This window comes from Sinorhizobium sp. KGO-5 (assembly GCF_036245905.1).
Taxonomy (GTDB): Bacteria; Pseudomonadota; Alphaproteobacteria; order Rhizobiales; family Rhizobiaceae; genus Sinorhizobium; species Sinorhizobium meliloti_A.
On record NZ_BDIZ01000001.1, the window covers coordinates 918,651 to 940,600 of the forward strand.

Consider the following 21,950-nt stretch of genomic DNA (forward strand, 5'->3'; position numbering starts at 1 on the left):
CCGCAAGGGGGGAGAATCTGCGCGGCTGACCGATCACTCCGATCGGTCGTCGTTCAGCGTGCCGCCTTCAGCAGCGCAGCAACGAGTCCGGCGGTCGAGGAATCGTGTCCCTCGGTGCTTTCCTTGCCTTCGATGACGGGCAGCAGGCCGGTCGCCAGTTCCTTGCCGAGCTCGACGCCCCACTGGTCGAAGGAATTGATGTTGAAGAGCGCGCCTTCGACAAAGACGCGATGTTCGTAAAGCGCGATCAGACGGCCGAGCGCGAAGGGGTTGAGCTGATCGTAGACGATGGTCAGCGACGGCCGGTTTCCGGTGAAGACGCGGTGGGGTGCGATTTTGTCGGCCTTTGCCTCGTCCATTCCCTTGGAGGTCAGCTGCGCCTTGGCTTCCGCCAGCGTACGCCCCTTCATGAGGGCTTCCGACTGCGCCAGGCAGTTCGCCATCAGGAGCTGGTGCTGGTGGCGCAGGTCCCTTTCGTGGCCGTTCGCCGCGATCATGAACTCGGCGGGAATGATATCGGTTCCCTGGTGGATGAGCTGATAGAAGGCATGCTGGCCATTGGTGCCGGGCTCGCCCCAGACCACGGGACCGGTCGCGAATTCGACCGGCTGGCTGTCGAGCGTCACGCCCTTGCCGTTCGATTCCATGTCGAGCTGCTGCAGATAGGCCGGGAAGCGCGTCAGCCGCTGGTCGTAGGGCAGGATCGCCCGCGACGGATAGCCGAGAACGTTGCGATGATAGAAGCCGATGAGCCCGAGGAGCATGGGGACATTCCGGCGAAGCGGCGCGCTGCGGAAATGCTCGTCCATGGCGTGGCCGCCATCGAGGAAGCGGTCGAAATTCTCCTTGCCGATCGCGATCATCAGCGGCAGGCCGATCGCAGACCAGATGGAATAGCGCCCGCCGACCCAGTCCCAAAAGCCGAAGACGCGGGCGGCATCGATGCCGAAGGCGCCGACCTTATCCAGGGCGGTGGAGACGGCCGCGAAGTGATGACCCACCGCCGCCTCGCCGAGCTTGCCGGCGATGAAGGCGCGGGCAGTCGCCGCATTGGTCATCGTCTCGATCGTGGTGAAAGTCTTGGAGGCGACGATGAAGAGAGAGGTTTCGGGATCGAGGAGCTTCAGCGTGTCGGCGATGTGGGCGCCGTCGACGTTGGAAACGAAGTGCAGCCGCGGACCGTCATGGAAGGGGGCAAGCGCCAGCGTCGCCATGACAGGGCCGAGGTCGGAGCCCCCGATGCCTATATTGACGACGTCGGTGATTTTCTTGCCTGTGGCTCCTTTCAGGGCACCGGAGCGGACGTCGTCAGCGAACTTGCCCATGGCCTCCAGCACGGCATTGACGTCCGGCATGACGTCCTTGCCACCCACGAGAACCGGCCGGTTCGACCTGTTCCTGAGCGCCGTGTGCAGAACCGCGCGCTCCTCGGTGATGTTGATGACATCGCCGCGGAACATCGCATCGCGCTTTTCCTCGACTTTCGCCGCCTTGGCGAGCGCTTCGAGGCCGTCGATCACCCGGTCGTTCACGGCGCATTTGGAATAGTCGAAGAGGAGGTCGTCGAACGCCGTGCTGAAGCGCGAGAAGCGGTTCGGATCGGCCGCGAAGGCGGCACGGATATCGGTCGCATCGGTTTCGCGTGCAGTGGCTTTCAGGTTTTCGACAAGCGCTTTCATCGCAGGGCTCCTTGCATCGCAACTAGGGCATGGGAATGAGGGCATTGGAATTTGGCTGCGATAGCTAGTCGGTTTAACCGCGGCAAATCAAGGGCAGGTGTGCGCTGCAGCGAAAAAAGGTGGCCGCATCGCTCCATCGGCAGGGCGGCGAAAACTTCCCCTCACCCTAACCTCTCCAGGCAGGCGGGCAGAGGGGACTCGGACGCACGCGCAGCGGCAAAATGGAACGGAGCCGGTGCCACGAGTCCCTTCTCCCCGTCCAGCGGGGAAAAGGGGGTCGGCAGGCCGGGTGAGGGACGTTTTCGCGCCCAAGCCGTTACCCGCGAAGATCCTTGCGCAGGATCTTGCCGACGTTGGACTTGGGCAGTTCCGTGCGGAACTCCACGTGCCGCGGCCGCTTGTAGTTGGTGAGGTTGGCGGCGCAGTGGCGCTTGACCTCTTCTTCGGTGAGGTTCGGGTCCTTGCGCACGACGAAGAGCTTGACCGCTTCGCCGGAATGCGGGTCGGCAATACCGATTGCGGCGCATTCGAGGATGCCGGGATGGGTCGCCGCCACCTCTTCGATCTCGTTGGGGAAAACGTTGAACCCCGAGACGAGGATCATGTCCTTCTTCCGGTCGACGATCTTCGTCAGCCCCTCGGCGTCCATGAAGCCGACATCGCCGGTGCGGAAGAAGCCGTCCGGCGAAATGGCCCTGGCCGTTTCCTCTGGGCGCTGCCAGTAGCCCGCCATCACCTGCGGCCCGCGAATGCAGATCTCTCCGATTTCGCCAGCGGGAAGCGTGCGCCCGTCCTCGTCGCGGATCTCGATCTCCGTCGAGGGCAGCGGCATGCCGATTGTGCCGGTGAAATCGTCGGTGTCGAGGCGGTTGGCGGTCGCTACCGGCGAGGTCTCGGAAAGGCCGTAGCCTTCATGGATCGGGCAGCCGGTCAGCTCCAGCCAGCGCTCGGCGACGGGCCGCTGCACCGCCATGCCGCCCCCGAAGGTCAGGATCAGGGACGAGAAGTCGAGTTTGCGGAATTCGGGATTGTTCATCAGCGCGTTGAAGAGCGTGTTCAGCCCCGGAAAGATGTTCGTCCTGTACCTGCCGAGCTCCTTGACGAAGGCGGGGATGTCGCGCGGGTTCGGTATCAGGATGTTGTTGCCGCCGGTTGCCAGCCCCATCAGCGAATTCACCGTGAGCGCGAAGATATGATAGAGCGGCAACGCGCACATGAAGGTGAGCCTCTCCGGGCGCGGTTTGCGCAGGAAGGCCGTGTTCAGCCACAGTTCCATCTGAGCCATGTTGGACAGGAGATTGGCGTGCGTCAGCGTTGCGCCCTTGGAAACACCGGTGGTGCCGCCGGTATATTGCAGGAAGGCGACATCTCCCGGCGCCACGTTCGGCCGCTTGAAGCCGAGCGTCGCGCCCTTGGCAAGAACCGACTTGAAAGAAAGGTGACCTGGAATCGACCAGGCGGGGACCAGCTTCTTGACGCGGCGCACCACCAGATTGACGATTGTTCCCTTCGGACCAAGCATGTCGCCCATGCTGGCGACCACGACATGCTTGACCTTCGTGCGGGGCAGCACCTGCTCGACCGTATGGGCGAAGTTCTCGAGCACGAAGATCGCCTTGGCGCCGGCATCCACCAACTGGTGCTCCAGTTCGCGCGGCGTATAGAGCGGATTGACGTTGACGACGGTGAAGCCGGCTCGCAGGATTCCGTAGACGATGACGGGATTTTGAAGGATGTTTGGCATCATCACCGCAACCCGATCGCCGTTCGCGAGCCCCAGCGACTGGAGCCAGGCGCCGATTTTGGCCGAATGCGCATTGAGATCGGAGAAGGTCAGCGCCTTGCCCATGCAGGTGAATGCGGGCCGCCAGGAATATTGCGCAATTGCGTGATCGAAGAATTCGCCGATGGAGCGGTAGGTGAGCGGGCCGATGTCGGCGGGCACGCCCGGCGGGTAGGATCCGAGCCAGATCTTCGCCGTACCGGAACCCGACTGCTGGGTGCTTGCTTCCGCCATGACCTTCCTCCCTCTGGTCGCCAATGAACGGCCGTCATCGCGGCAAAGAAAAATCCCTCCCGATCTTCCTCTCCGTCGAAGATGCTGCTTTTAGCTCGCCTCTTCAAGCCGTAATCCGGATTATATAACCTTGACGTAAACGTCAACAATCGGCAGACATGCACCGGCTTGAGAAATTTTGATGTGCCCTGCAGCACAGTTCTTGCAGGTGCAGCGGGCCCGCCTATACTGCACTGCAGTATAACCTGCCACGACATCGGCTGTGCCGACGTCCCCAAGAAATTTGCCAGATCCCTCCCAAGCGGCGGCCGACGGGCCGCGAGCCAAGGTAACGCATGTCCGAAGACGTCCTTTCCGCCGATATCGGCCCCACCCATATAGGCAAGTCCCGCAACAGAGTTTCCGCGGCGGAAATCGCGCTGGCTGTCGGCGGTTTCGGTATCGGTACCGGCGAATTCGCCATTATGGGTCTGTTGCCGCAGGTCGCAGACGACGTCGCGGTGTCGGTGCCGGCGGCCGGCGCCGTCATCAGCGCCTATGCGCTCGGGGTCGTCGTCGGGGCGCCGTTGATCGCGGTGCTTGCGGCGCGGTTCGCCCGTTTTCATGTGCTGCTGGTCCTGATGGCGGTCTTTGCGTTGGGCAATTTCGCGTCCGCATTTGCTCCAAGTTTCCACCCGCTCGTCGCCGCGCGCTTTTTCGCGGGCCTGCCGCACGGCGCCTATTTCGGCGTGGCGGCACTGGTGGCGGCAGGACTTGCGGCACCGAACCAGCGGGCGCGCGCGGTCGGGCGGGTCATGATGGGGCTGACGATCGCCACCCTTTTCGGCACGCCGCTCGTCGCCTGGTTCGGCCAGGCGCTCGGCTGGCGCAGCGCCTTTGCGATCGTCGGCGGCATCAGCCTTATGACAATGGTCCTGATCTGGCTTCACGTGCCGCGCGACAGGGGCGATCCGCAGGCGACGCCGCTGCGGGAATTGAGCGCACTGGGAAGCCTCCAGGTCTGGTTGCTGCTGGGCATCTGTGCGATCGGCTGCGGCGGGATGTTTGCCGTCTTCACCTATATCGCACCGGCGCTGACCCAGGTCGCGGGCGTTTCCGTCGCCAATGTGCCCGTCATGCTGTCGGTCTTCGGCGCAGGCATGATCCTCGGCAATATCGTGGGTTCGCGGCTCGCCGATTGGTCGCTTACGCGCGCCATCGGCATCGCGCTCGTCTTCAACGTCTTCGCCTACATCCTCTTCTATTTCACCATGACGAGCCCCTGGATGGCGATCGTCAACGTGCTTTTCATCGGCGGCGGCTTCGCCGTCGTTCCGGGCGTCCAGACCCGGCTGATGGACGTCGCCGGAAAGGCGCAGACGCTCGCGGCAGCCCTCAGTCATTCCGCCTTCAATCTCGCCAATGCTCTTGGCGCCTGGCTCGGCGGCATTGCCATCGCCGCCGGCTATGGCTGGACTTCGCCGGGGCTCGTCGGCGCCGTGCTCGGCATCGGCGGTTTCGCCATATTCCTCGCCTCGGTGTTCGTTGATCGCCGGAGAGGGGACGCGTAGCCTTACTGCGCGCGAAACCGCACGCGCTTTTCCTCAGCCGCTCTAATCTCCCTGTCACGTCCCCTTGCTAGGTGAAAATGCGCGCGTTCTGGCGTAAAGCGCCGATTCGGCGCCGGCCGCCATCATTGCGCCGGAAACCGCGTCCAGCGGAGCGGAACGGGCTGGCAAGGTTGCGGGTTTGTTGTAAGGTTCGAAGAGACGGAGGAGAATTGGTGCAATTGGGCAATCGCGAACGAGAGAATCTACCTGTGGAGCCGCGGCTCTTCGGGCAGCCAGCCCATTCACGCTCCGCCCTCGTCGTGCCGATTTCGGCGGCCCGGTGGCTGCTCGTTCTCATTCTGCTTTGCGGCGTCTATTTCTTCCATGGTTTCCTCGTACCGGTGCTTGCGGCGGTGGTCATCGGGTTCGCGAGCTGGCCCATCTATTGGCGGCTGCTTCAGGGCGTGAACGGCAACCGCACACTTGCTGCGACGATCGCCATCATTTCCGTCGTCGCCTTTATCGTCGTGCCGATCTCGCTTGTCGCGATCTATGCCGTGGACGAAGTGCGCGATTGGCTCGTCTGGGCGGTTGCGACCAATGCGAACGGCGCCCCGGCGCCCGCCTGGCTGGCGACGATCCCGGCGGTGGGTGCCTGGCTCGGCGAACAATGGGTCAAATATGTCGGTCACCCCGGCGCTCTCGGGGAGTTGGTGCAGCTCGTGAGCGGCTCCAATATCGGCAATATCTATCGCGGCGTGCTCGTGGTCGGCGCCTCCGCCTTCCAGTCCTTCCTGACGCTCCTTTTCATGCTGATCACGCTCTTCTTCGTCTATCGTGACGGCCAGTCCTTTTCGAAGCAGCTCGACCATCTTGGCGAACGGATCTTCCCGATGCGCTGGGAGAGGCTGTCGCGCGTGGTGCCTCTTACGATCAGTTCGACGGTCACCGGCATGGGCATCATCGCGATCGGCGAAGGCATCGTGCTCGGCGTCGCCTATTGGCTGGCCGGCGTGCCGTCGCCGGTGACGCTCGGCATCATCACCGGCGTCATGGCGCTCGTTCCGGGCGGCGCTCCGCTCTGCTTCACCCTGGTCTCGGTCTATCTCGTTGCAAGCGGCTCGCCCGTCCACGGCGTCGCGCTGTTCACCTGGGGTACGACGGAGCTCTTCATCGTAGACAAGACATTGCGCCCGAGGCTCGTCGGCGGTCCGATCAAGCTGCCCTTCCTGCCGACGTTTTTCGGCCTGATCGGTGGCGTCAAGACGATGGGGTTTCTCGGTCTCTTCGTCGGCCCGGTCCTGATGGCGCTGCTGGTCGCCATCTGGCGCGAATGGCTTCGCGAGGTGACGAGCCAGCCGGAGCCGACCGTCAACGGTATACCCAGGGTGGATATTTCCGCCAAGTGAGACCGAGCTGGCCACGCGGCGATATGGCATTTGCATGGAAGTTGTTTTAAGACAGACTGCAATCCTTCATTTGTAGGCCGTACCTCTCGAACATGAGTGTCGCACCCGACGGCGAAGACGCAGACAGGCCGGGCGCGGATCGTCGCCCCATCGCCGCGCGCGACAGCGGCTACGCGCGGCGCTTGACGGCGTTGCTTCTGAAGACTTCGGTCACGCCGAACCAGATCTCGCTTGCAAGCGTCGTCTTTGCCACGCTGGGGGCAGGGGCCCTCCTTTCCGCAGTCCGCTGGCCGCTCCTTTATCCTGTGGCGCTCGCCGCTATCCAGTTGCGTCTCCTCTGCAACCTTCTCGACGGCATGGTGGCGGTCGAGGGCGGGCGCGGTTCGCCGGTGGGGGCGCTCTACAACGAGTTTCCCGACCGGGCCGCCGACACCTTGCTCATCGTTGCACTCGGCTATGCCGCCGGCGCGGGATGGCTCGGCTGGGCGGGAGCGCTTGCGGCCGCCTTGACGGCCTATGTGCGCGTCTTCGGCGGGTCGCTCGGCCAGGGTCAGGACTTCCGCGGTCCCATGGCGAAACAGCACCGCATGGCGTTGATGAGTCTCGCCTGCGTGCTGGCATTCGCGGAAGCGATTCTGATGACAGAGCGCCTCGTGCTTTACGCCACGGCTTGGATCATCCTTGCCGGCGCGCTCGTCACATGCGCGACCCGCACCAGGGCCATCGTCGCGCGCATTCGGGAAGGCGCGAACCCGTGATCGACCTGGCATTGATCGGCCTCACGCGGTTCATCGTCGGCGGGCAGGCGCACTGGATGGGCTCGCACCCGGAAATGCGCCAGCGCATCTATTTCGCCAATCACGCGAGCCATCTCGACACGCTGTTGATCTGGTCGGCGCTGCCGCGTGCGTTGCGCGCGTCGACGCATCCGATCGCCGCGGCGGACTATTGGGGCAGGGGGGCCGTGAGGCGTCATATCGGGCTGAAGGTGCTGAACGGCGTGCTCGTCGAGCGCTCGACGCAGGGGCCGCCCGGAGCGGCTCTCGCACCCTTGCGCAACGTGCTCTGCGAGGGTGAGTCGCTCATCCTTTTCCCGGAGGGCACGCGCGGCAGCGAACGGTTGCCGGGGCCGTTCAAGAGCGGGCTCTACTGGCTGTCTCAGGAATTTCCCGACGTGGAACTGATCCCGACCTATCTCGACAATCCCTCGCGCGCCTTTCCCAAGGGAACCTTTTTGCCCGTCCCCATCAGCTGCACGGTGCGTTTCGGACCGCCGGTCGCGCGCCACACCGGCGAAGAGAAGGAGGCTTTTCTGGAACGCGCCCGCGCAGCGGTCGCCGCACTTGCGCCGGAACCCATCGGATGAGGCCGCCATGTCCTTGAACGACAAACTCTTTATCCTCTTCGCCGGCATAGTCGCTCTTCTCGGAGCGGCATCGCTGATCGGCTTCGTGCTGTCGCGCCGCGCGACGTCCGAAACCGGGCGGGCGACGATCGACAATCTCAATGCCCGTATCAGGGCATGGTGGGTGATGATCGCCATCTTCGCGGTGAGTTTCGCTCTCGGCCGCGGCGTCACGCTCGTGCTCTTTGCTCTCACCTCCTTCTACACGCTGCGCGAGTTCGTCTCGCTGACGCCGACGCGTGCCGCCGATCACCTGCCGCTCGTCGCTTCCTTTTACGTTCTGCTGCCGCTGCAATACTGGCTGATCTCGATCGACTGGTATGCGCTTTTCACCATTCTGATACCGGTCTACGGCTTCCTCCTCCTGCCGAGCCTTTCCGCGCTCAAGGGCGACACGGAGCAGTTCCTGCTGCGCGTCTCGCGCATCCAGTGGGGGCTGATGCTGACGGTCTATTGCATCAGCCACGCACCGGCCCTCCTCACGCTCGACATCCCCGGCCGGCCGGGCGAAGGCTTTCTGCTGCTCTTCTTCCTCATCACCATCGCGCAGTTCAGCGATGTCATGCAGTATGTCTTCGGCAAGCTTTTCGGCCGGACGAAGATCGCACCGGTCGTCAGCCCGTCGAAAACGGTCGAGGGACTTGCCGGAGGCGGGCTTTCGGCCGTGGCTGCCGGCGCGGCCTTGTGGTGGATAACGCCCTTCACGCCGTTGCAGGCGGCCGCCATGGCCCTCGCCATCGTCGCCATGGGCTTTTTCGGCGGACTGGCGCTCTCGGCCGTGAAGCGCTCGATGGGCGTAAAGGACTGGGGCTCGATGATCAGCGGCCATGGCGGCGTACTCGACCGAATGGATTCGCTGAGCTTCGCGGCACCGGTGTTCTTTCACCTGACGCGATATTTTTACACGTGATGGGTGACGGCGGATCACGGTTTCGTGTTCCTCCATGAGGGAAGGATTGTACCCGTCGAAGAGTCGTTTCTCCTGCCGCGCCGTCGAAAGACTGCTGCGGTCCAACACGCATAAAAAGGAGAAGCCCGTGCGAATTGCGTTTCTGATTGTTCTGACAACGATTCTTGCCACGCCTGCTTCGGCGCAGGACACCGCACTCCATGACCCTTCGATCAGCCGCGATGCCCAGGATGGGGTGATCCGTCTGTACGGTGCAGGCGGTCCGCACACCGCCATCCGGAAAGTCGCGGACGTCTGGACGAAGGAGACCGGCCGCAAGGTCGAAATCACCGCCGGGCCGGAGAAAACATGGTCGAAAAAGGCGCAGGCCGATGCGGACGTCATTTGGGGTACCTCCGAGCAGGCGATGACTGCTTTTCTCGAGACGTATCAAGGATTTTCGTCGGATCAGGTCGCGCCGATTTACCTTCGTCCAGCAGTGATTGCCGTGAAAGCGGGTAATCCCAAGGGGATCACGAAATTCGAGGACCTTCTGGCGGTCGGGACGAAAATCGTCGTAACCGAGGGGGCTGGCGTCGCCAACACATCGGGGACGGGTGTATGGGAGGACATCGCGGGCCGCCTCGGCCGGCTGGAGGATGTCGCGGCGTTCCGCAGGAACATTGTCGCTTTCGAACATGGTTCGGGCGCGAGCTTCAAGGCGTTCAAAGCGTTGGATGCAGACGCCTGGATCACCTGGCCGAATTGGCCGGTTTCGAACCCCGACACCCTGGAAGCGGTGATGCTGTCGAGCGATCGGGCAATATGGCGCGACTTGAGCGTGGCGCTGGCCCCCGACTCCGATCCCGAAGCAAAAGCGTTTCTGGATTATCTGATCTCCGATGAAGCGCAGAAGATCATGTCCCGCGAAGGCTGGATACGCTGAACTGATTTGCTGTGCCAGCACGGCCCCCCAGTCGCGACGGCGTGATCATGGACGACCGTCCGCCTAAAAGATCAGCGGCGTCCGCGGGGGCGATCGATAATGCCGGGGCGTGGCTATCTTTCCTGCTGCCACGCTCACGGCTTTCAGCACGGTCGGACGGCCGAAAAGAGATTTCCCTTCTTTGCACATCCTGCGATCACCGCGGCCGGAGAGGCATACAGCAACGGTTAGAAGACGCTTAAGTCAGCAGCCCGTGTATTGCCGAGCTTTCGATAGAGCCATATGTCAGCCAATCAACCGGGCGACCCAGGAGCCGCCCAAAAACACTCTGATCTCTGAAGAAATGGTGCCGCTTACGTGACTCGAACACGTGACCCCATCATTACGAATGATGTGCTCTACCGACTGAGCTAAAGCGGCCCTTGGGGCGGTTCCGCGAACGTCGCGGAACGAATGTGAGGCGCTGATAAACGCAAAGCGGCGAGATTTCAAGCCATCAGTTTCGAGAACTTGAAAATTCCTGGGCCGGCGGCCCTTCGGAATTGGAATCGAAGCCGAGACGTGCGCGTGCGGCGTCGTATTCCTGTTCCAGCCGGTCGATAAGGCGGGCGACGGTGCCGACTTCGCGCACGGCGCCTATCCCCTGGCCGCAGCCCCAGATGTCCTTCCATGCCTTGGCGCCTTCCGTTGCCGTGCCGAAGTCCATCTTGGAGGGATCGGCTTCCGGCAGATTGGCCGGGTCCATCCCGGCGGCAAGGATCGACGGTTTCAGGTAATTGCCGTGTATGCCGGTGAAGTAATTGGAATAAACGATGTCGGCGGCGTTGCTGTCGACGATCATCTGCTTGTAGGCATCGCTCGCGCGGGCCTCTTCCGTGGCGATGAAGGGCGACCCGATATAGGCCATGTCGGCCCCCATCGCTTGCGCAGCGAGCACTGCGCCGCCGGTGGCGATCGCGCCCGAGAGCAGAAGCGGCCCGTCGAACCAGGCGCGGATTTCCTGCACGAGCGCGAAGGGCGAGAGCGTTCCCGCATGGCCGCCAGCGCCTGCCGCGACTGCGATCAGCCCGTCTGCGCCCTTGCGGATCGCGGAATTCGCATGGCGGTTGTTGATGACGTCGTGGAGAACGACACCGCCATAGGAATGGATGGCGGCATTCACCTCCGGCACGGCCCCGAGCGAGGAGATGACGATCGGAACCTTGTACTTGACGCAAAGCATCAGATCCTGTTCGAGCCGGACGTTCGATTTGTGTACGATCTGGTTCACCGCGAAGGGTGCCGCCGGGCGCTCGGGGTGTCTGGCATCGTGGTCGGCCAGTGTCTCGGTGATCTCCGCCAGCCATTCGTCGAGCTGCGATTGCGGGCGGGCGTTGAGCGCCGGAAAGGCGCCGATAATGCCGGCCTTGCATTGTGCGATCGTCAGCCGGGGATGCGAGACGATGAAAAGCGGCGCCCCTACGACCGGCAGCCTCGTTTTCCCTGACAGTATTGGCGGCAACGACATCGAAAAAATCTCCATCCCAACTTTGACGTTCTCGTAAACGTCAAAACTGATAGCAGCAACGGACGCGCTTGCCTACTGCATCGTTCCTGAAGTCCACCGGTGCGCAAGGACATGCAGCAACCGCGAAGGCAATAGCGACCTTTGCGCCTCCGATAAGACGCTGCGACACCGTAAAGCGGTGCGCGCTCCGGCAATTCGGCCACGCTCGCCCATGTTTTACCTGGGGAACACCGGACGAAGTCGCGGCTGCACTTGCGAATTCGCAATGCAGCGGTTACCCAATCCTTAATAAAACCAACGGCGTGTGACGGGAAGAGGCGGGGCTCGTCGCGAGAAAGGCACATCCGGCAGCGTATTGCGGCAACCGGAAGACTTCGCGCAGAAGGATTTGACGTGAGCGGACTTGAGACAGCGATCAGGAATGCGCTGGAAAGAGCGGATCGAAGCAATGCGGAGATCCGGGCGCGCATCTATCAGTCGGCGCGTCAGGCGCTGGAAAACGGTCTGCAGAAGCAGCAGATCGAAGATCCGGAGGTCATCTCCGTGCAACGTCACCGGCTCGAAGCGGTCATCCGCGCGATCGAGATGGAAGAGCGCGCTGCCCTTAAGGAGCGCGCTCAGACTCCGGTGGTGAGCCTTGGCGAGGTGAAGGCGAGGGGCGAGAGGGTAGAGCGCGCTCCCGAAGCGCCAGTACCCGCCGCGCCACGGAGCGAGCCGGCATTGAAGCCGGAGGGAAGCCCGCCTGCACAGGCGGATGGCGGGCTTGGCGCTTTGCGTCCCGAACGCGACGGCTCACCGGCGGCTTTCAGAGCGGCGGCGGACGAGGGAAGAATAGAACCCGCGCGCAAGCCTGCTCCCGATCCGGGCGTCGCCGACCAGCGACCGCGCAAGCGCAGGCGCAGCCGGTTCTTCTCCTATGCGATGATCGTTGCCACGCTTGCAGCGGCGGCCGGTGTCGCCGTCTGGTGGGTTCAGACGAACGACCTGCTCCGGCCGCCGACGGACACCGGCGTCGCCAATCCGCCCGCGACGGTGGATGCGGAGGATTTCGACGGCGCGGCCGGCCTGCAGACCCTCGGCACCCAGGAGGGCTTCTCCGGCGATTGGATAGAGGTCTTTGCTCCCGGAGAAACTGCGGCGGTCACGCCGGGGCCGCGCGCCAGCGCGGAACCGTCCGGCGGTGATGCAGGCGAGAGCCTGCGGTTGATTTCGGCAGCGGCCTCCAAGGAGGGCGATGTGGCGATCGAAATTCCCGCGGATGTCCTTGCCCAGCTGTCGGGCAAGTCGTCGACACTCGCCCTGACGGTCCAGGCGGCTCCGGGCAAGGCAACCGAATTCTCGGTCGAATGCGATTTCTCGACGCTCGGCGACTGCGGCCGGCACCGCTTCACCGTACACGACGAGCGGGTCGACATGCTGTTGAAGATCAATTTCGAGCGCGGCTCGGCACCCAGCAGCCCTGGAAAACTGGTGATCAACAGCGATCTCAGCGGTGGCGGCAACAGCCTCGATCTCTTTGCGATCCGGGTGCAGCCGGGCGGCTGATCGTCAGCGCGTCGGAATCACCTGAGAAAACCGGAGCCGGAGCCGAGGATCTTCTCGTCGACATCGCCGATCGCCGTCTCGTCCTTGCCGTCATAGTCGAGCTTCGTCAGCATGTGGCGGATCACGTTGATGCGGGAGCGGCGCTTGTCGTTCCCGCGGATGACGGTCCATGGCCCGTGCTCCGTGTGCGTTTCCTTCAGCATACGGTCGCGTTTTCCGGTGTAGTCGTCCCACTTGTTCAGCGCCGCGATGTCCATCGGCGAAAGCTTCCAGATCTTCAATGGGTCGTGGCGCCGGTCATGGAATCGCTTCAGTTGCATCTCCCGGCCGATATTGATCCAGAACTTGAAGAGATGGATGCCCTCGTTCGCGATCATCTCCTCGAAACGCGGCGTCTCTTCGAGGAATTGCTCGTACTGGTCGGCGGTGCAAAAGCCCATCACCGGTTCGACACCGGCGCGGTTGTACCAGGAGCGGTCGAATAGGACGAACTCGCCGGCGGTCGGGAAGGTTGCGACATAGCGCTGGAAATACCACTGACCCCGTTCGGTCTCCGTCGGTTTCGTCAGTGCGACGACGCGCGCGGAGCGGGGATTCATATTGGCCGTCGTCGCGTGGATCGCACCACCCTTGCCGGCGGCGTCGCGGCCCTCGAAGACCGCCATTACGCGCTTGCCGGTCGCCTGCATCCAGAACTGCACCTTGACCAGTTCGATCTGCAGCTTCGTCAGCGTTTCTTCGTACTCCTCCCGATCGAGCTTTTTCTTGTAGGGATAATCGTCGGAGCCAAAGGCTTCCTCGTCGATCCATTTCGGCAGGTCCGGATCGTCGATGTCGAAGATGCGGCTTCTGCCGTCAATCTCCAGTTCGACCGCCCGGCTCCCCGGCCTTGCTTCGGCCGGTGCTTCGTGGCGTGCCATCTGTTTCCTCCCGCTCGCTCGATTTCTCCGGAGGAGGCCATAATTACATTGCGGATTCAAGCATGTCGTGAAAATCATGTCATGAAGCAGCGCTATCTCTGCGCCCTTATGGCCGGATTCTGATGGAGGATTTGAGGCGGTTACCCTCACTTCTGCGGCATCCGGGCCGCTGGCTGGATCAGCAGCAGTCGTCGAGGTGCAGGAGGCAGCGAATTGAGGAACGAGGGTATCGTGTTGGATGGCGCGAAGGTGTTCTGGCGCACCCTGCTGCCGAGGTTGAAGGCGGAACGCGGGCTTCTCGGCCTGTCCGTCGTGCTCGCCTTCCTTGCCGCACTGGCGGGCATCCATCCGCTGGCCGTTCTGCCTTTCTGGATCGTGCTCGTCGCGGCCATCCTCAACCGGGGGGCACCGCCCGTCCAGGCAGCGCCGGAAAGCGTCGGCGCTGCCGTGGAAACCAAGGCCGACCCGCTCGCTCCCCTGCTCGACGCACTCGACATGCCGGTGCTCGTCGTGGCGGCCGACGAGACCGTCGTCTTCCAGAACGTTGCCGCAGAGAAGGCCTTCGGAACTATCCCCCAGGACAGCTATCTTTCCGCCCGCGTCCGTTCGCCCGGCATTCTCGACATGGTGCGCGAGACGATCGCGACAGGCAAAGTCAACCAGATCGAGCATGCGGAACGGCTACCTTCGGAGGCGGTCTACGTGGTTCGCGTCGCGCCCGCGGACATAGGTTCCGAAGTTTCCGGCCGGCGCATCTTCCTGCTGACGTATCGCGATATCTCGCAGGCCCGCCGCATCGACCGGATGCGCTCCGACTTCGTCGCCAATGCCAGCCATGAGCTGCGCACGCCCCTCGCATCTCTGCGCGGCTTCATCGAGACGCTGCAAGGCCCCGCCCGCGACGACCGGAAGGCCCAGGAGAAATTCTTCGGCATCATGCACGAGCAGGTCACGCGCATGAGCCGGCTCGTGGACGACCTCCTGTCGCTGTCGCGGCTCGAGTTGAAATCGCACATCGCGCCGGACGATGCCGTCGATCTCGGGCCGCTGCTCGGACACGTGCGCGACAGCCTGGCACCGCTTGCGGGCGAACTCGACGTGACGATCGCGCTGGACGTTCCGCAGACGCCGGTTTTCGTCCAGGGGGATCGGGACGAACTGGTGGAGGTCTTCGAAAACCTTATAGAGAACGCCTGCAAATACGGGCAGGAAGGCAAGCAGGTCGATGTCCGGCTGACCGGCGGGAACGGTCATCAGGCGGAGGTGACGGTTACCGACCACGGCCCGGGAATACCTGCCGAGCATGTCCCGCGCATCACCGAGCGCTTCTACCGGGTCAATGTCGAGGCGAGCCGGTCGAAGAAAGGCACCGGCCTGGGCCTCGCGATCGTCAAGCATATCCTCACGCGTCACCGCGCCCGCCTGCTCATCCATTCGGAGGTGGGGAAGGGCACGGTCTTCAAGGTTCGCTTCTGACACACCACGCCCCGCTGGAATGTTCCTACGAGAAAATTAGGAAGTATTTTCAGTATGTTATCCTGTCATAAATGTTTCACCGAATTGACATAAAAGCTGTAGCCATCGGCGGCTAACTAGGGGCGGCCGATGAAACGGCGAAGAGAGCGCTGAACCCTGGCGCACCAACACAAGCCCATTCCGGGAGAACATTCATGAAATCTCTTAAACTCACTGTAGCGGCGCTGGTTGCATCCGCCGCCTTCGCGGGCGTTGCTGCGGCTCGCGACCAGATCCAGGTCGCCGGCTCCTCGACCGTTCTTCCCTATGCCAAGATCGTTGCCGAGAATTTCGGCGAGACCTTCCCCGACTTCAAGACCCCGGTGGTCGAGTCCGGCGGCTCCTCTGCCGGCCTCAAGGAATTCTGCAAGGGCGTGGGTGAAGACACGATCGATATCGCCAACTCTTCCCGCAAGATCAAGGACAGCGAAGTCGAGGCCTGCAAGGCTGCCGGCGTGACCGAAATCCAGGAAGTGAAGATCGGCTATGACGGTATCGTCTTCGCCACCGACGCCGGCAATGCCGACCTCGCCCTGAAGCCGGAGCACATCTACAAGGCGCTCGCTGCCGAAGTCGTCGTCGACGGCAAGCTCGTCGCCAATCCCTACAAGAAGTGGTCGGAAGTCGACGCATCGCTGCCGGACGCCGAAATCGCCGCCTATATTCCGGGCGAAAAGCACGGCACGCGCGAAGTCTTCGAAGAGAAGATTCTTGCCGCCGGCTGCAAGGACACCGGCGCTCAGGACGTCATCAAGGCCGCCGTCAGCGACGAGAAGCAGCAGCACAGCAAGTGCATCGCGGTGCGCAAGGACGGCATGGCCGTCGATATCGACGGCGACTACACCGAGACGCTGGCACGTATCGACTCCAACAAGAACGGCATCGGCGTCTTCGGTCTCTCGTTCTACGAAAACAACGCCGACAAGCTGAAGGTCGCGACCGTCAACGGCGTCGTTCCCTCGACCGAGACGATCGCTTCCGGCGAGTATCCGGTTTCCCGCCCGCTGTTCTTCTATGTCAAGAAGGCTCACATCGGCGTGATCCCGGGCCTCAAGGAATATGTCGAATTCTTCGTCGACGATCAGATGATCGGCCCCGACAGCCCGCTTGCCGAATACGGCCTCGTTGCCGCTCCGGACGCCGAGCGCGAGGAAATCCGCACGTCCTTCGAGGCAGGCAACCTGCTCTGATCATGACAGGCTCCGGCGCTTCTCAGCGCCGGAGCCGCATTCTTCCGAATTTGTCGGGGCTTACGACAAGCCTGTCGCGGAGACGTGCCGATGAGTACTTCGCTCCTTCTCCTGATCATCGCTTTGATCGGTTTCATTGCGTTTCTTGCCGGCCGTGCGCGCTCGTTCGCCCGGTCCGGAGGCAAGCTCGCCAGCCTGCATTCGCTGCCCGGATATCACGGCAGCTACGTCGCTATCTGGGCGATGCTGCCGGCTCTTCTTCTGCTTGCGATATGGCTCGTCGCAGCTCCGATCTATGTCGATTACTCCGTTCGCTCGTCTCTTCCGGAACCGGTCCAGAATCAGGGGGCAGCCACCGTTCAGCTCGCGCTCGGTCAGGTCAAGTCCGTGGCCGCGGGCTTCGAACGCCTGAATGCGGGCGAGGTCGCTGCAATCGAGAACGGTTCGACCAACATGCGGGAAGCCCTGGCCGCCAAGGGCGTGGCGCTTGCCGGCGAGGGCGAGCCTTACATGATCCAGTCCGCCCAGCAGTTCAATGCGATGCGGCAATATAGCCGTTGGCTGATGAGCGCCGTCGTGCTGCTCGTTTCCGTTGCCGGCGGGCTCTACGCCATCCGCAATATCGACGTCCGTTTCCGTGCCCGCAATCGGGTGGAGCGCGTCATGCTCGGCTCGCTCATCTTCGCCTCTTCCATAGCCATTCTGACGACGGTCGGCATCGTCGCCTCGATGCTCTCGGAGGCGGGCCGCTTCTTCACCATGGTCTCGCCCTTCGAGTTCTTCTTCGGCACGGTCTGGGATCCGCGCTTCGCTGCGGCCGGAAGCGGCGGCGCCTCCGGCCAGTTCGGCCTGCTGCCGCTCCTTGCCGGCACCCTGTATATCGCCTTCGTGGCGATGCTTTTCGCGGTGCCGATAGGGCTTTTCGCCGCCATCTACATGGCCGAGTATGCGAGCCCGCGGCTGCGTTCCACAGCCAAGCCTCTTCTGGAGGTGCTCGCCGGCATCCCGACGATCGTCTACGGCTTCTTCGCGCTTGTCACCGTCGGGCCTTTCCTGCGCGACATCTCCGCGCAACTGAACGGTCTCGTCACCGGCAACTACCAGAACTTCATTCAGGCCCAGAGCGTCATCACCGCCGGCATCGTCATGGGCATCATGCTCATCCCGTTCGTTTCGTCGTTGTCCGACGACATCATCACCCAGGTGCCGCGGGCGCTGCGTGACGGTTCGCTCGGCCTCGGTGCGACGCGCTCGGAAACGGTGAAGAAGGTGATCCTGCCTGCAGCACTTCCCGGCATCGTCGGGGCGCTGCTTTTGACGGCCTCGCGCGCGGTGGGCGAGACGATGATCGTCGTGCTCGCTGCCGGCGTCGCGGCGCGCATGCAATTGAACCCCCTCGAGCCGATGACCACGGTGACGGTCAAGATCGTGAATCAGCTGACTGGCGACCTCGAGTTCACCTCGCCGCAGACGCTGGTCGCCTTTGCGCTCGGCATCACGCTCTTCGTCATCACGCTCGGCCTCAACATCTACGCGCTCTACATCGTGCGCAAATATCGGGAACAGTACGAATGACCGAATTTGCCTCCCCGACGGTAAGGGTCTCCACCCGACCTGCCGCAAGCCGACGCGATATCGGCATCAAGCGCCGCTATGCCGCGGAGCGCCGCTTCCGTGCCTTCGGAATCAGCGCCATCGCCATTGGTCTGTTCTTCCTCGCGGTTCTCCTCTGGAGCGTCGTTTCGAAGGGCTATACCGCCTTCCAGCAGACGACGATCACGTTGCCGATCGAGTTTTCCGAGAAGGTGATCGATCCGAAGAACGAACGGGCGACCGATCCGAAGCGGCTCTATACCGCCAACTATCCGCTGCTCGTGCGGGAGGCTCTGGTCAAGCAGCTCGGCCTCGATCCGTCGAAGCGGCCGCTGGTGAAGCAGGCGACCGATATGGTCTCCGCCAGCGCCCGGACGCAACTGCGTGACATCGTCGTCGCCGATCCGTCGGTGATCGGCAGGACGGTTCCCGTCACGCTGCTTGCCGAGGCGAACATCGACTCCGCCTTCAAGGGCCAGATCGACCTGTCGGTCGACGAAGCCAAACGCAAGGTGAAGGATGCGCAGGTCGCGTGGATGAACCAGCTTGCCGAGGCCGGCGTGCTCAAGAAGAGCTTCAACACCGGCATCTTCACCTTCGGCGCATCCAGCCGGCCTGAAGCGGCGGGTGTCGGCGTCGCCCTTCTCGGCTCGCTCTACATGATGCTTATCGTGCTCGTGCTGTCGCTGCCGATCGGCGTCGCCGCCTCCATCTATCTCGAGGAGTTCGCGCCGAAAAACCGGCTGACGGACCTGATCGAGGTGAACATCAACAACCTGGCGGCCGTACCGTCCATCGTCTACGGCCTCCTCGGGCTTGCCGTCTTCATCAACTTCGCGGGCATGCCGCGCTCGGCAGCACTCGTCGGCGCCTTCGTGCTGACGCTGATGACGCTACCGACCATCATCATCGCGACCCGGGCGGCCCTGAAGGCAGTGCCGCCGTCGATCCGTTCCGCCGCACTCGGCCTCGGCGCATCGAAGATGCAGACCATCTTCCATCACGTGCTGCCGCTTGCCATGCCCGGCATCCTGACCGGCACGATCATCGGCCTCGCCCATGCGCTGGGCGAAACGGCGCCGCTGCTTCTGATCGGCATGGTCGCCTTCGTGGTCGACTTTCCGGGGTCGCCGCTGGAGCCATCCACGGCGCTGCCGGTGCAGATCTACATGTGGGCGAACGAGGCAGAACGTGCCTTCGTCGAGCGTACGTCCGGAGCGATCATCATTCTCCTGATCTTTCTCATCTTCATGAATCTCGGCGCAATTCTCTTGCGGCGTCGCTTTGAGCGTCGCTGGTAGTGGGGTAAGGACTATGAACATCATGTCGGAAGCTGCAGTCGAAAAGGCTCTTGAGCAGAAAATGAATACGGTGCCTTACAAGATGATCGGCAACGATGTGTCGGTCTATTACGGCGAAAAGCGTGCGCTCTTCGACGTCAACCTCAATATCCGCGAGAACACGGTCACGGCGCTGATCGGTCCGTCCGGTTGCGGAAAATCGACGTTTCTGCGCACTTTGAACCGCATGAACGACACGATCGAGAACTGCCGCGTCACGGGCAAGATCACGCTCGACGAGGACGATATCTACGATCCGTCGATCGACGTGGTGGAATTGCGTGCCCGCGTGGGCATGGTGTTCCAGAAACCCAATCCGTTCCCGAAGTCGATCTACGACAATGTCTCCTACGGCCCGCGCATCCATGGCCTGGCACGCACCAAGACCGAGCTCGACGAGGTCGTGGAAACGAGCCTTCAGAAGGCCGGGCTCTGGAACGAGGTGAAGGATCGGCTGCAGGAGCCGGGCACCGGGCTTTCCGGCGGCCAGCAGCAGCGCCTCTGCATCGCCCGCGCCGTTGCCGTCAGCCCGGAAGTCATTCTGATGGACGAGCCCTGCTCGGCGCTTGACCCCATCGCGACGGCGAAAGTCGAGGAACTCATCCACGAATTGCGGGCGAATTTCACGATCGTGATCGTCACCCACTCGATGCAGCAGGCGGCGCGCGTGTCGCAGCGCACGGCCATGTTCCATCTCGGCAATCTCGTCGAGGAGAACGATACCGACAAAATGTTTACCAACCCGGACGATCAGCGCACCCAGGACTACATCATGGGCCGCTTCGGCTGATGGCCGAGAGGGGCGGCTCTTTTCCGTCCCTCCCGGTTAAGACCGAACGAGGCCCATTCAGAACAGCGCGTCCCCCGAGGAAACGAATATGTCTCACGCACACATCATGTCCGCCTTCGACGAAGAGTTGAAGTATCTCACGCGCCGCATCTCCGAGATGGGCGGTCTCGCCGAGCAGATGGTCGCGGACTCCGTCCGTGCGCTCGTCAATTCCGATCTCGCCCTGGCCCAGAAGGTGATCTCCGACGACACTATTCTGGACGACGCGGAACGGCAGATCGGCGAAAAGGCGATCGTCACCATTGCCAAACGCCAGCCCATGGCCTCGGATCTTCGGGAGATCATGGGTTCGATCCGCATCGCCGCGGACCTGGAGCGCGTGGGCGACCTCGGCAAGAACACCGCAAAGCGGGTGATTGCCGTTGCCGGTTCAGGCATACCGCGCAAGCTTGCGCGCGGCCTCGAACACCTGGCCGAGCTCGCGCTCGTTCAGTTGAAGGAAGTCCTGGACGTCTACGCGTCCCGTTCGCCGGAAAAGGCGAACAGCATACGCGAACGCGATGAAGAGATCGATGCGATCTACACGTCTCTGTTCCGGGAACTGCTGACCTATATGATGGAAGATCCGCGCAACATCACGCCGTGCACGCATCTTCTTTTCTGCGCCAAGAACATCGAGCGTATCGGCGATCACGCGACCAATATCGCCGAAACGATCTACTATATGGCGACAGGCGCCCAGCCGCAGGGCGAACGGCCGAAGGACGACATGACGTCGACATTGGGTTCCGTGACGGACTGAGATCGCCCGGCATCCGGTGCCTATGCAGAATTGTTCCGGCCGCCTCGGCGCGGCCTACCACCGTGCGCGGCGGCATGACGGCTGTCGTGCGTAGGAAGGAGTCCTACTGAATGTTGCCGAAGATTGCCGTAGTCGAAGACGAGGAAGCCCTGAGCGTTCTCCTGCGCTACAATCTCGAGGCGGAAGGCTTCGAGGTCGATACGATCCTTCGCGGCGACGAGGCGGAGATCCGCCTGCAGGAGCGCCTGCCCGACCTTCTCATCCTCGATTGGATGCTGCCCGGGGTTTCCGGTATCGAGCTCTGCCGCAGGCTGCGCCAGCGGCCGGAAACGGAGCGTCTGCCGATCATCATGCTGACCGCGCGCGGCGAGGAAAGCGAGCGCGTGCGGGGCCTTGCCACCGGCGCCGACGATTACGTCGTCAAGCCCTTCTCGACGCCGGAACTGATGGCGAGGGTCAAGGCGATGCTCAGGCGCGCCAAGCCCGAGGTTCTGTCGACGCTCCTGCGCTGCGGCGATATCGAGCTCGACCGGGAGACGCACCGCGTCCACCGACGCAGTCGCGAAGTGCGCCTCGGCCCGACGGAGTTCCGGCTGCTGGAATTTCTAATGTCCTCACCGGGGCGCGTCTTCTCCCGTTCACAGCTCCTGGACGGCGTCTGGGGACACGACATCTATGTCGACGAACGGACCGTGGACGTTCATGTCGGGCGGCTGCGCAAGGCACTGAACTTTTCCAACATGCCGGACGTCATCCGGACGGTGCGCGGCGCTGGCTATTCGCTGGAGAGCTGAGGCCGAAGGTCGCTGCCGCCGTGCCGGCTTGCGGCACGGCAAAGAAAAAGGGGCCTTTCCGGCCCCGATTTTCGTCATGC

General features: G+C 62.9%; 18 protein-coding genes and 1 tRNA gene. 14 read left to right on the forward strand and 5 right to left on the reverse strand.

Going from position 1 to position 21,950, the window contains the following annotated elements; genetic code table 11:
• Positions 1–53 precede the first annotated feature (53 nt).
• Both pgi and BHD07_RS04330 read right to left on the reverse strand, forming a co-directional pair.
• The gene (pgi, locus tag BHD07_RS04325; RefSeq protein ID WP_100669697.1) at positions 54–1,679 is read right to left on the reverse strand and encodes a glucose-6-phosphate isomerase; all 1,626 of its coding nucleotides are present in this window, start codon (positions 1,677–1,679) and stop codon (positions 54–56) included.
• Positions 1,680–1,995: 316 nt separating this feature from the next.
• On the reverse strand, positions 1,996–3,696 hold the full coding sequence (locus BHD07_RS04330) for a long-chain fatty acid--CoA ligase (RefSeq protein WP_100669695.1): 1,701 nt from the start codon (positions 3,694–3,696) through the stop codon (positions 1,996–1,998).
• A 335-nt stretch (positions 3,697–4,031) separates the two neighbouring features.
• Between BHD07_RS04330 and BHD07_RS04335 the strand changes: the two genes are divergently transcribed.
• The 6 genes from BHD07_RS04335 (at position 4,032) to BHD07_RS04360 (ending at position 9,874) form a co-directional block, all read left to right on the forward strand.
• Positions 4,032–5,246, forward strand: a complete 1,215-nt coding sequence (locus BHD07_RS04335; protein WP_100669693.1) for an MFS transporter — start codon at positions 4,032–4,034, stop codon at positions 5,244–5,246.
• A gap of 212 nt (positions 5,247–5,458) precedes the next feature.
• Positions 5,459–6,634 carry an AI-2E family transporter gene (locus BHD07_RS04340; protein WP_100670022.1) on the forward strand — a complete coding sequence of 392 codons (1,176 nt, stop codon included), beginning with the start codon at positions 5,459–5,461 and terminating at the stop codon, positions 6,632–6,634.
• 92 nt (positions 6,635–6,726) lie between these two features.
• Positions 6,727–7,392: a CDP-alcohol phosphatidyltransferase family protein gene (locus BHD07_RS04345; RefSeq protein WP_100669692.1), complete on the forward strand. Its 666-nt coding sequence runs from the start codon at positions 6,727–6,729 to the stop codon at positions 7,390–7,392.
• Complete coding sequence (locus BHD07_RS04350) at positions 7,389–8,000, forward strand: lysophospholipid acyltransferase family protein (RefSeq protein WP_100669691.1); 612 nt, start codon at positions 7,389–7,391, stop codon at positions 7,998–8,000. Before BHD07_RS04345 ends, BHD07_RS04350 begins: the two co-directional genes overlap by 4 nt.
• Before the next feature lie 7 nt (positions 8,001–8,007).
• Positions 8,008–8,949, forward strand: a complete 942-nt coding sequence (locus BHD07_RS04355; RefSeq protein WP_100669690.1) for a phosphatidate cytidylyltransferase — start codon at positions 8,008–8,010, stop codon at positions 8,947–8,949.
• A gap of 127 nt (positions 8,950–9,076) precedes the next feature.
• A complete protein-coding gene (locus BHD07_RS04360; protein ID WP_100670021.1) occupies positions 9,077–9,874 on the forward strand; it encodes an extracellular solute-binding protein in 798 nt (265 codons plus the stop codon).
• Positions 9,875–10,218: 344 nt separating this feature from the next.
• Here BHD07_RS04360 and BHD07_RS04365 read toward each other — a convergent pair.
• Positions 10,219–10,294: transfer RNA gene (locus BHD07_RS04365), tRNA-Thr, on the reverse strand.
• A 76-nt stretch (positions 10,295–10,370) separates the two neighbouring features.
• Positions 10,371–11,381 carry an NAD(P)H-dependent flavin oxidoreductase gene (locus BHD07_RS04370; protein WP_338277949.1) on the reverse strand — a complete coding sequence of 337 codons (1,011 nt, stop codon included), beginning with the start codon at positions 11,379–11,381 and terminating at the stop codon, positions 10,371–10,373.
• Between the two features lie 393 nt (positions 11,382–11,774).
• Here BHD07_RS04370 and BHD07_RS04375 point away from each other — a divergent pair, with 393 nt between their 5' ends.
• A complete protein-coding gene (locus tag BHD07_RS04375) occupies positions 11,775–12,926 on the forward strand; it encodes a biotin transporter BioY (protein WP_338277951.1) in 1,152 nt (383 codons plus the stop codon).
• Positions 12,927–12,943: 17 nt separating this feature from the next.
• Here BHD07_RS04375 and ppk2 read toward each other — a convergent pair whose 3' ends face one another.
• Positions 12,944–13,846 carry a polyphosphate kinase 2 gene (gene ppk2, locus BHD07_RS04380; protein WP_338277953.1) on the reverse strand — a complete coding sequence of 301 codons (903 nt, stop codon included), beginning with the start codon at positions 13,844–13,846 and terminating at the stop codon, positions 12,944–12,946.
• A 213-nt stretch (positions 13,847–14,059) separates the two neighbouring features.
• Here ppk2 and phoR point away from each other — a divergent pair, with 213 nt between their 5' ends.
• The 7 genes from phoR to phoB all read left to right on the forward strand — a co-directional run bounded on the left by phoR (position 14,060) and on the right by phoB (position 21,870).
• Positions 14,060–15,322 (forward strand): phosphate regulon sensor histidine kinase PhoR, encoded by a 1,263-nt coding sequence (gene phoR, locus BHD07_RS04385; RefSeq protein ID WP_338277954.1) that lies wholly within the window; start codon positions 14,060–14,062, stop codon positions 15,320–15,322.
• 194 nt (positions 15,323–15,516) lie between these two features.
• Positions 15,517–16,551: a substrate-binding domain-containing protein gene (locus BHD07_RS04390; RefSeq protein WP_100669686.1), complete on the forward strand. Its 1,035-nt coding sequence runs from the start codon at positions 15,517–15,519 to the stop codon at positions 16,549–16,551.
• A gap of 90 nt (positions 16,552–16,641) precedes the next feature.
• Positions 16,642–18,126, forward strand: a complete 1,485-nt coding sequence (pstC, locus tag BHD07_RS04395) for a phosphate ABC transporter permease subunit PstC (RefSeq protein ID WP_338277957.1) — start codon at positions 16,642–16,644, stop codon at positions 18,124–18,126.
• Entirely contained in the window at positions 18,123–19,445 is a 1,323-nt protein-coding gene (pstA, locus tag BHD07_RS04400; protein WP_338277959.1) for a phosphate ABC transporter permease PstA, read from the forward strand. Before pstC ends, pstA begins: the two co-directional genes overlap by 4 nt.
• A 13-nt stretch (positions 19,446–19,458) precedes the next feature.
• Complete coding sequence (gene pstB, locus BHD07_RS04405; protein ID WP_100669683.1) at positions 19,459–20,274, forward strand: phosphate ABC transporter ATP-binding protein PstB; 816 nt, start codon at positions 19,459–19,461, stop codon at positions 20,272–20,274.
• Positions 20,275–20,362: 88 nt separating this feature from the next.
• On the forward strand, positions 20,363–21,076 hold the full coding sequence (gene phoU, locus BHD07_RS04410; RefSeq protein ID WP_003530180.1) for a phosphate signaling complex protein PhoU: 714 nt from the start codon (positions 20,363–20,365) through the stop codon (positions 21,074–21,076).
• 110 nt (positions 21,077–21,186) lie between these two features.
• The gene (phoB, locus tag BHD07_RS04415; protein ID WP_003530178.1) at positions 21,187–21,870 is read left to right on the forward strand and encodes a phosphate regulon transcriptional regulator PhoB; all 684 of its coding nucleotides are present in this window, start codon (positions 21,187–21,189) and stop codon (positions 21,868–21,870) included.
• Positions 21,871–21,950: the final 80 nt, after the last annotated feature.

What these genes read in the sequence shown, in the direction of transcription:
- pgi (WP_100669697.1), bottom strand. Translation starts at nt 1,679, where the DNA reads ATGAAAGCGCTTGTCGAAAACCTGAAAGCCACTGCACGCGAAACCGAT.
- BHD07_RS04330 (WP_100669695.1), bottom strand. Translation starts at nt 3,696, where the DNA reads ATGGCGGAAGCAAGCACCCAGCAGTCGGGTTCCGGTACGGCGAAGATC.
- BHD07_RS04335 (WP_100669693.1), top strand. Translation starts at nt 4,032, where the DNA reads ATGTCCGAAGACGTCCTTTCCGCCGATATCGGCCCCACCCATATAGGC.
- BHD07_RS04345 (WP_100669692.1), top strand. Translation starts at nt 6,727, where the DNA reads ATGAGTGTCGCACCCGACGGCGAAGACGCAGACAGGCCGGGCGCGGAT.
- BHD07_RS04355 (WP_100669690.1), top strand. Translation starts at nt 8,008, where the DNA reads ATGTCCTTGAACGACAAACTCTTTATCCTCTTCGCCGGCATAGTCGCT.
- BHD07_RS04370 (WP_338277949.1), bottom strand. Translation starts at nt 11,381, where the DNA reads ATGTCGTTGCCGCCAATACTGTCAGGGAAAACGAGGCTGCCGGTCGTA.
- ppk2 (WP_338277953.1), bottom strand. Translation starts at nt 13,846, where the DNA reads ATGGCACGCCACGAAGCACCGGCCGAAGCAAGGCCGGGGAGCCGGGCG.
- BHD07_RS04390 (WP_100669686.1), top strand. Translation starts at nt 15,517, where the DNA reads ATGAAATCTCTTAAACTCACTGTAGCGGCGCTGGTTGCATCCGCCGCC.
- pstC (WP_338277957.1), top strand. Translation starts at nt 16,642, where the DNA reads ATGAGTACTTCGCTCCTTCTCCTGATCATCGCTTTGATCGGTTTCATT.
- pstA (WP_338277959.1), top strand. Translation starts at nt 18,123, where the DNA reads ATGACCGAATTTGCCTCCCCGACGGTAAGGGTCTCCACCCGACCTGCC.
- pstB (WP_100669683.1), top strand. Translation starts at nt 19,459, where the DNA reads ATGAACATCATGTCGGAAGCTGCAGTCGAAAAGGCTCTTGAGCAGAAA.
- phoU (WP_003530180.1), top strand. Translation starts at nt 20,363, where the DNA reads ATGTCTCACGCACACATCATGTCCGCCTTCGACGAAGAGTTGAAGTAT.
- phoB (WP_003530178.1), top strand. Translation starts at nt 21,187, where the DNA reads ATGTTGCCGAAGATTGCCGTAGTCGAAGACGAGGAAGCCCTGAGCGTT.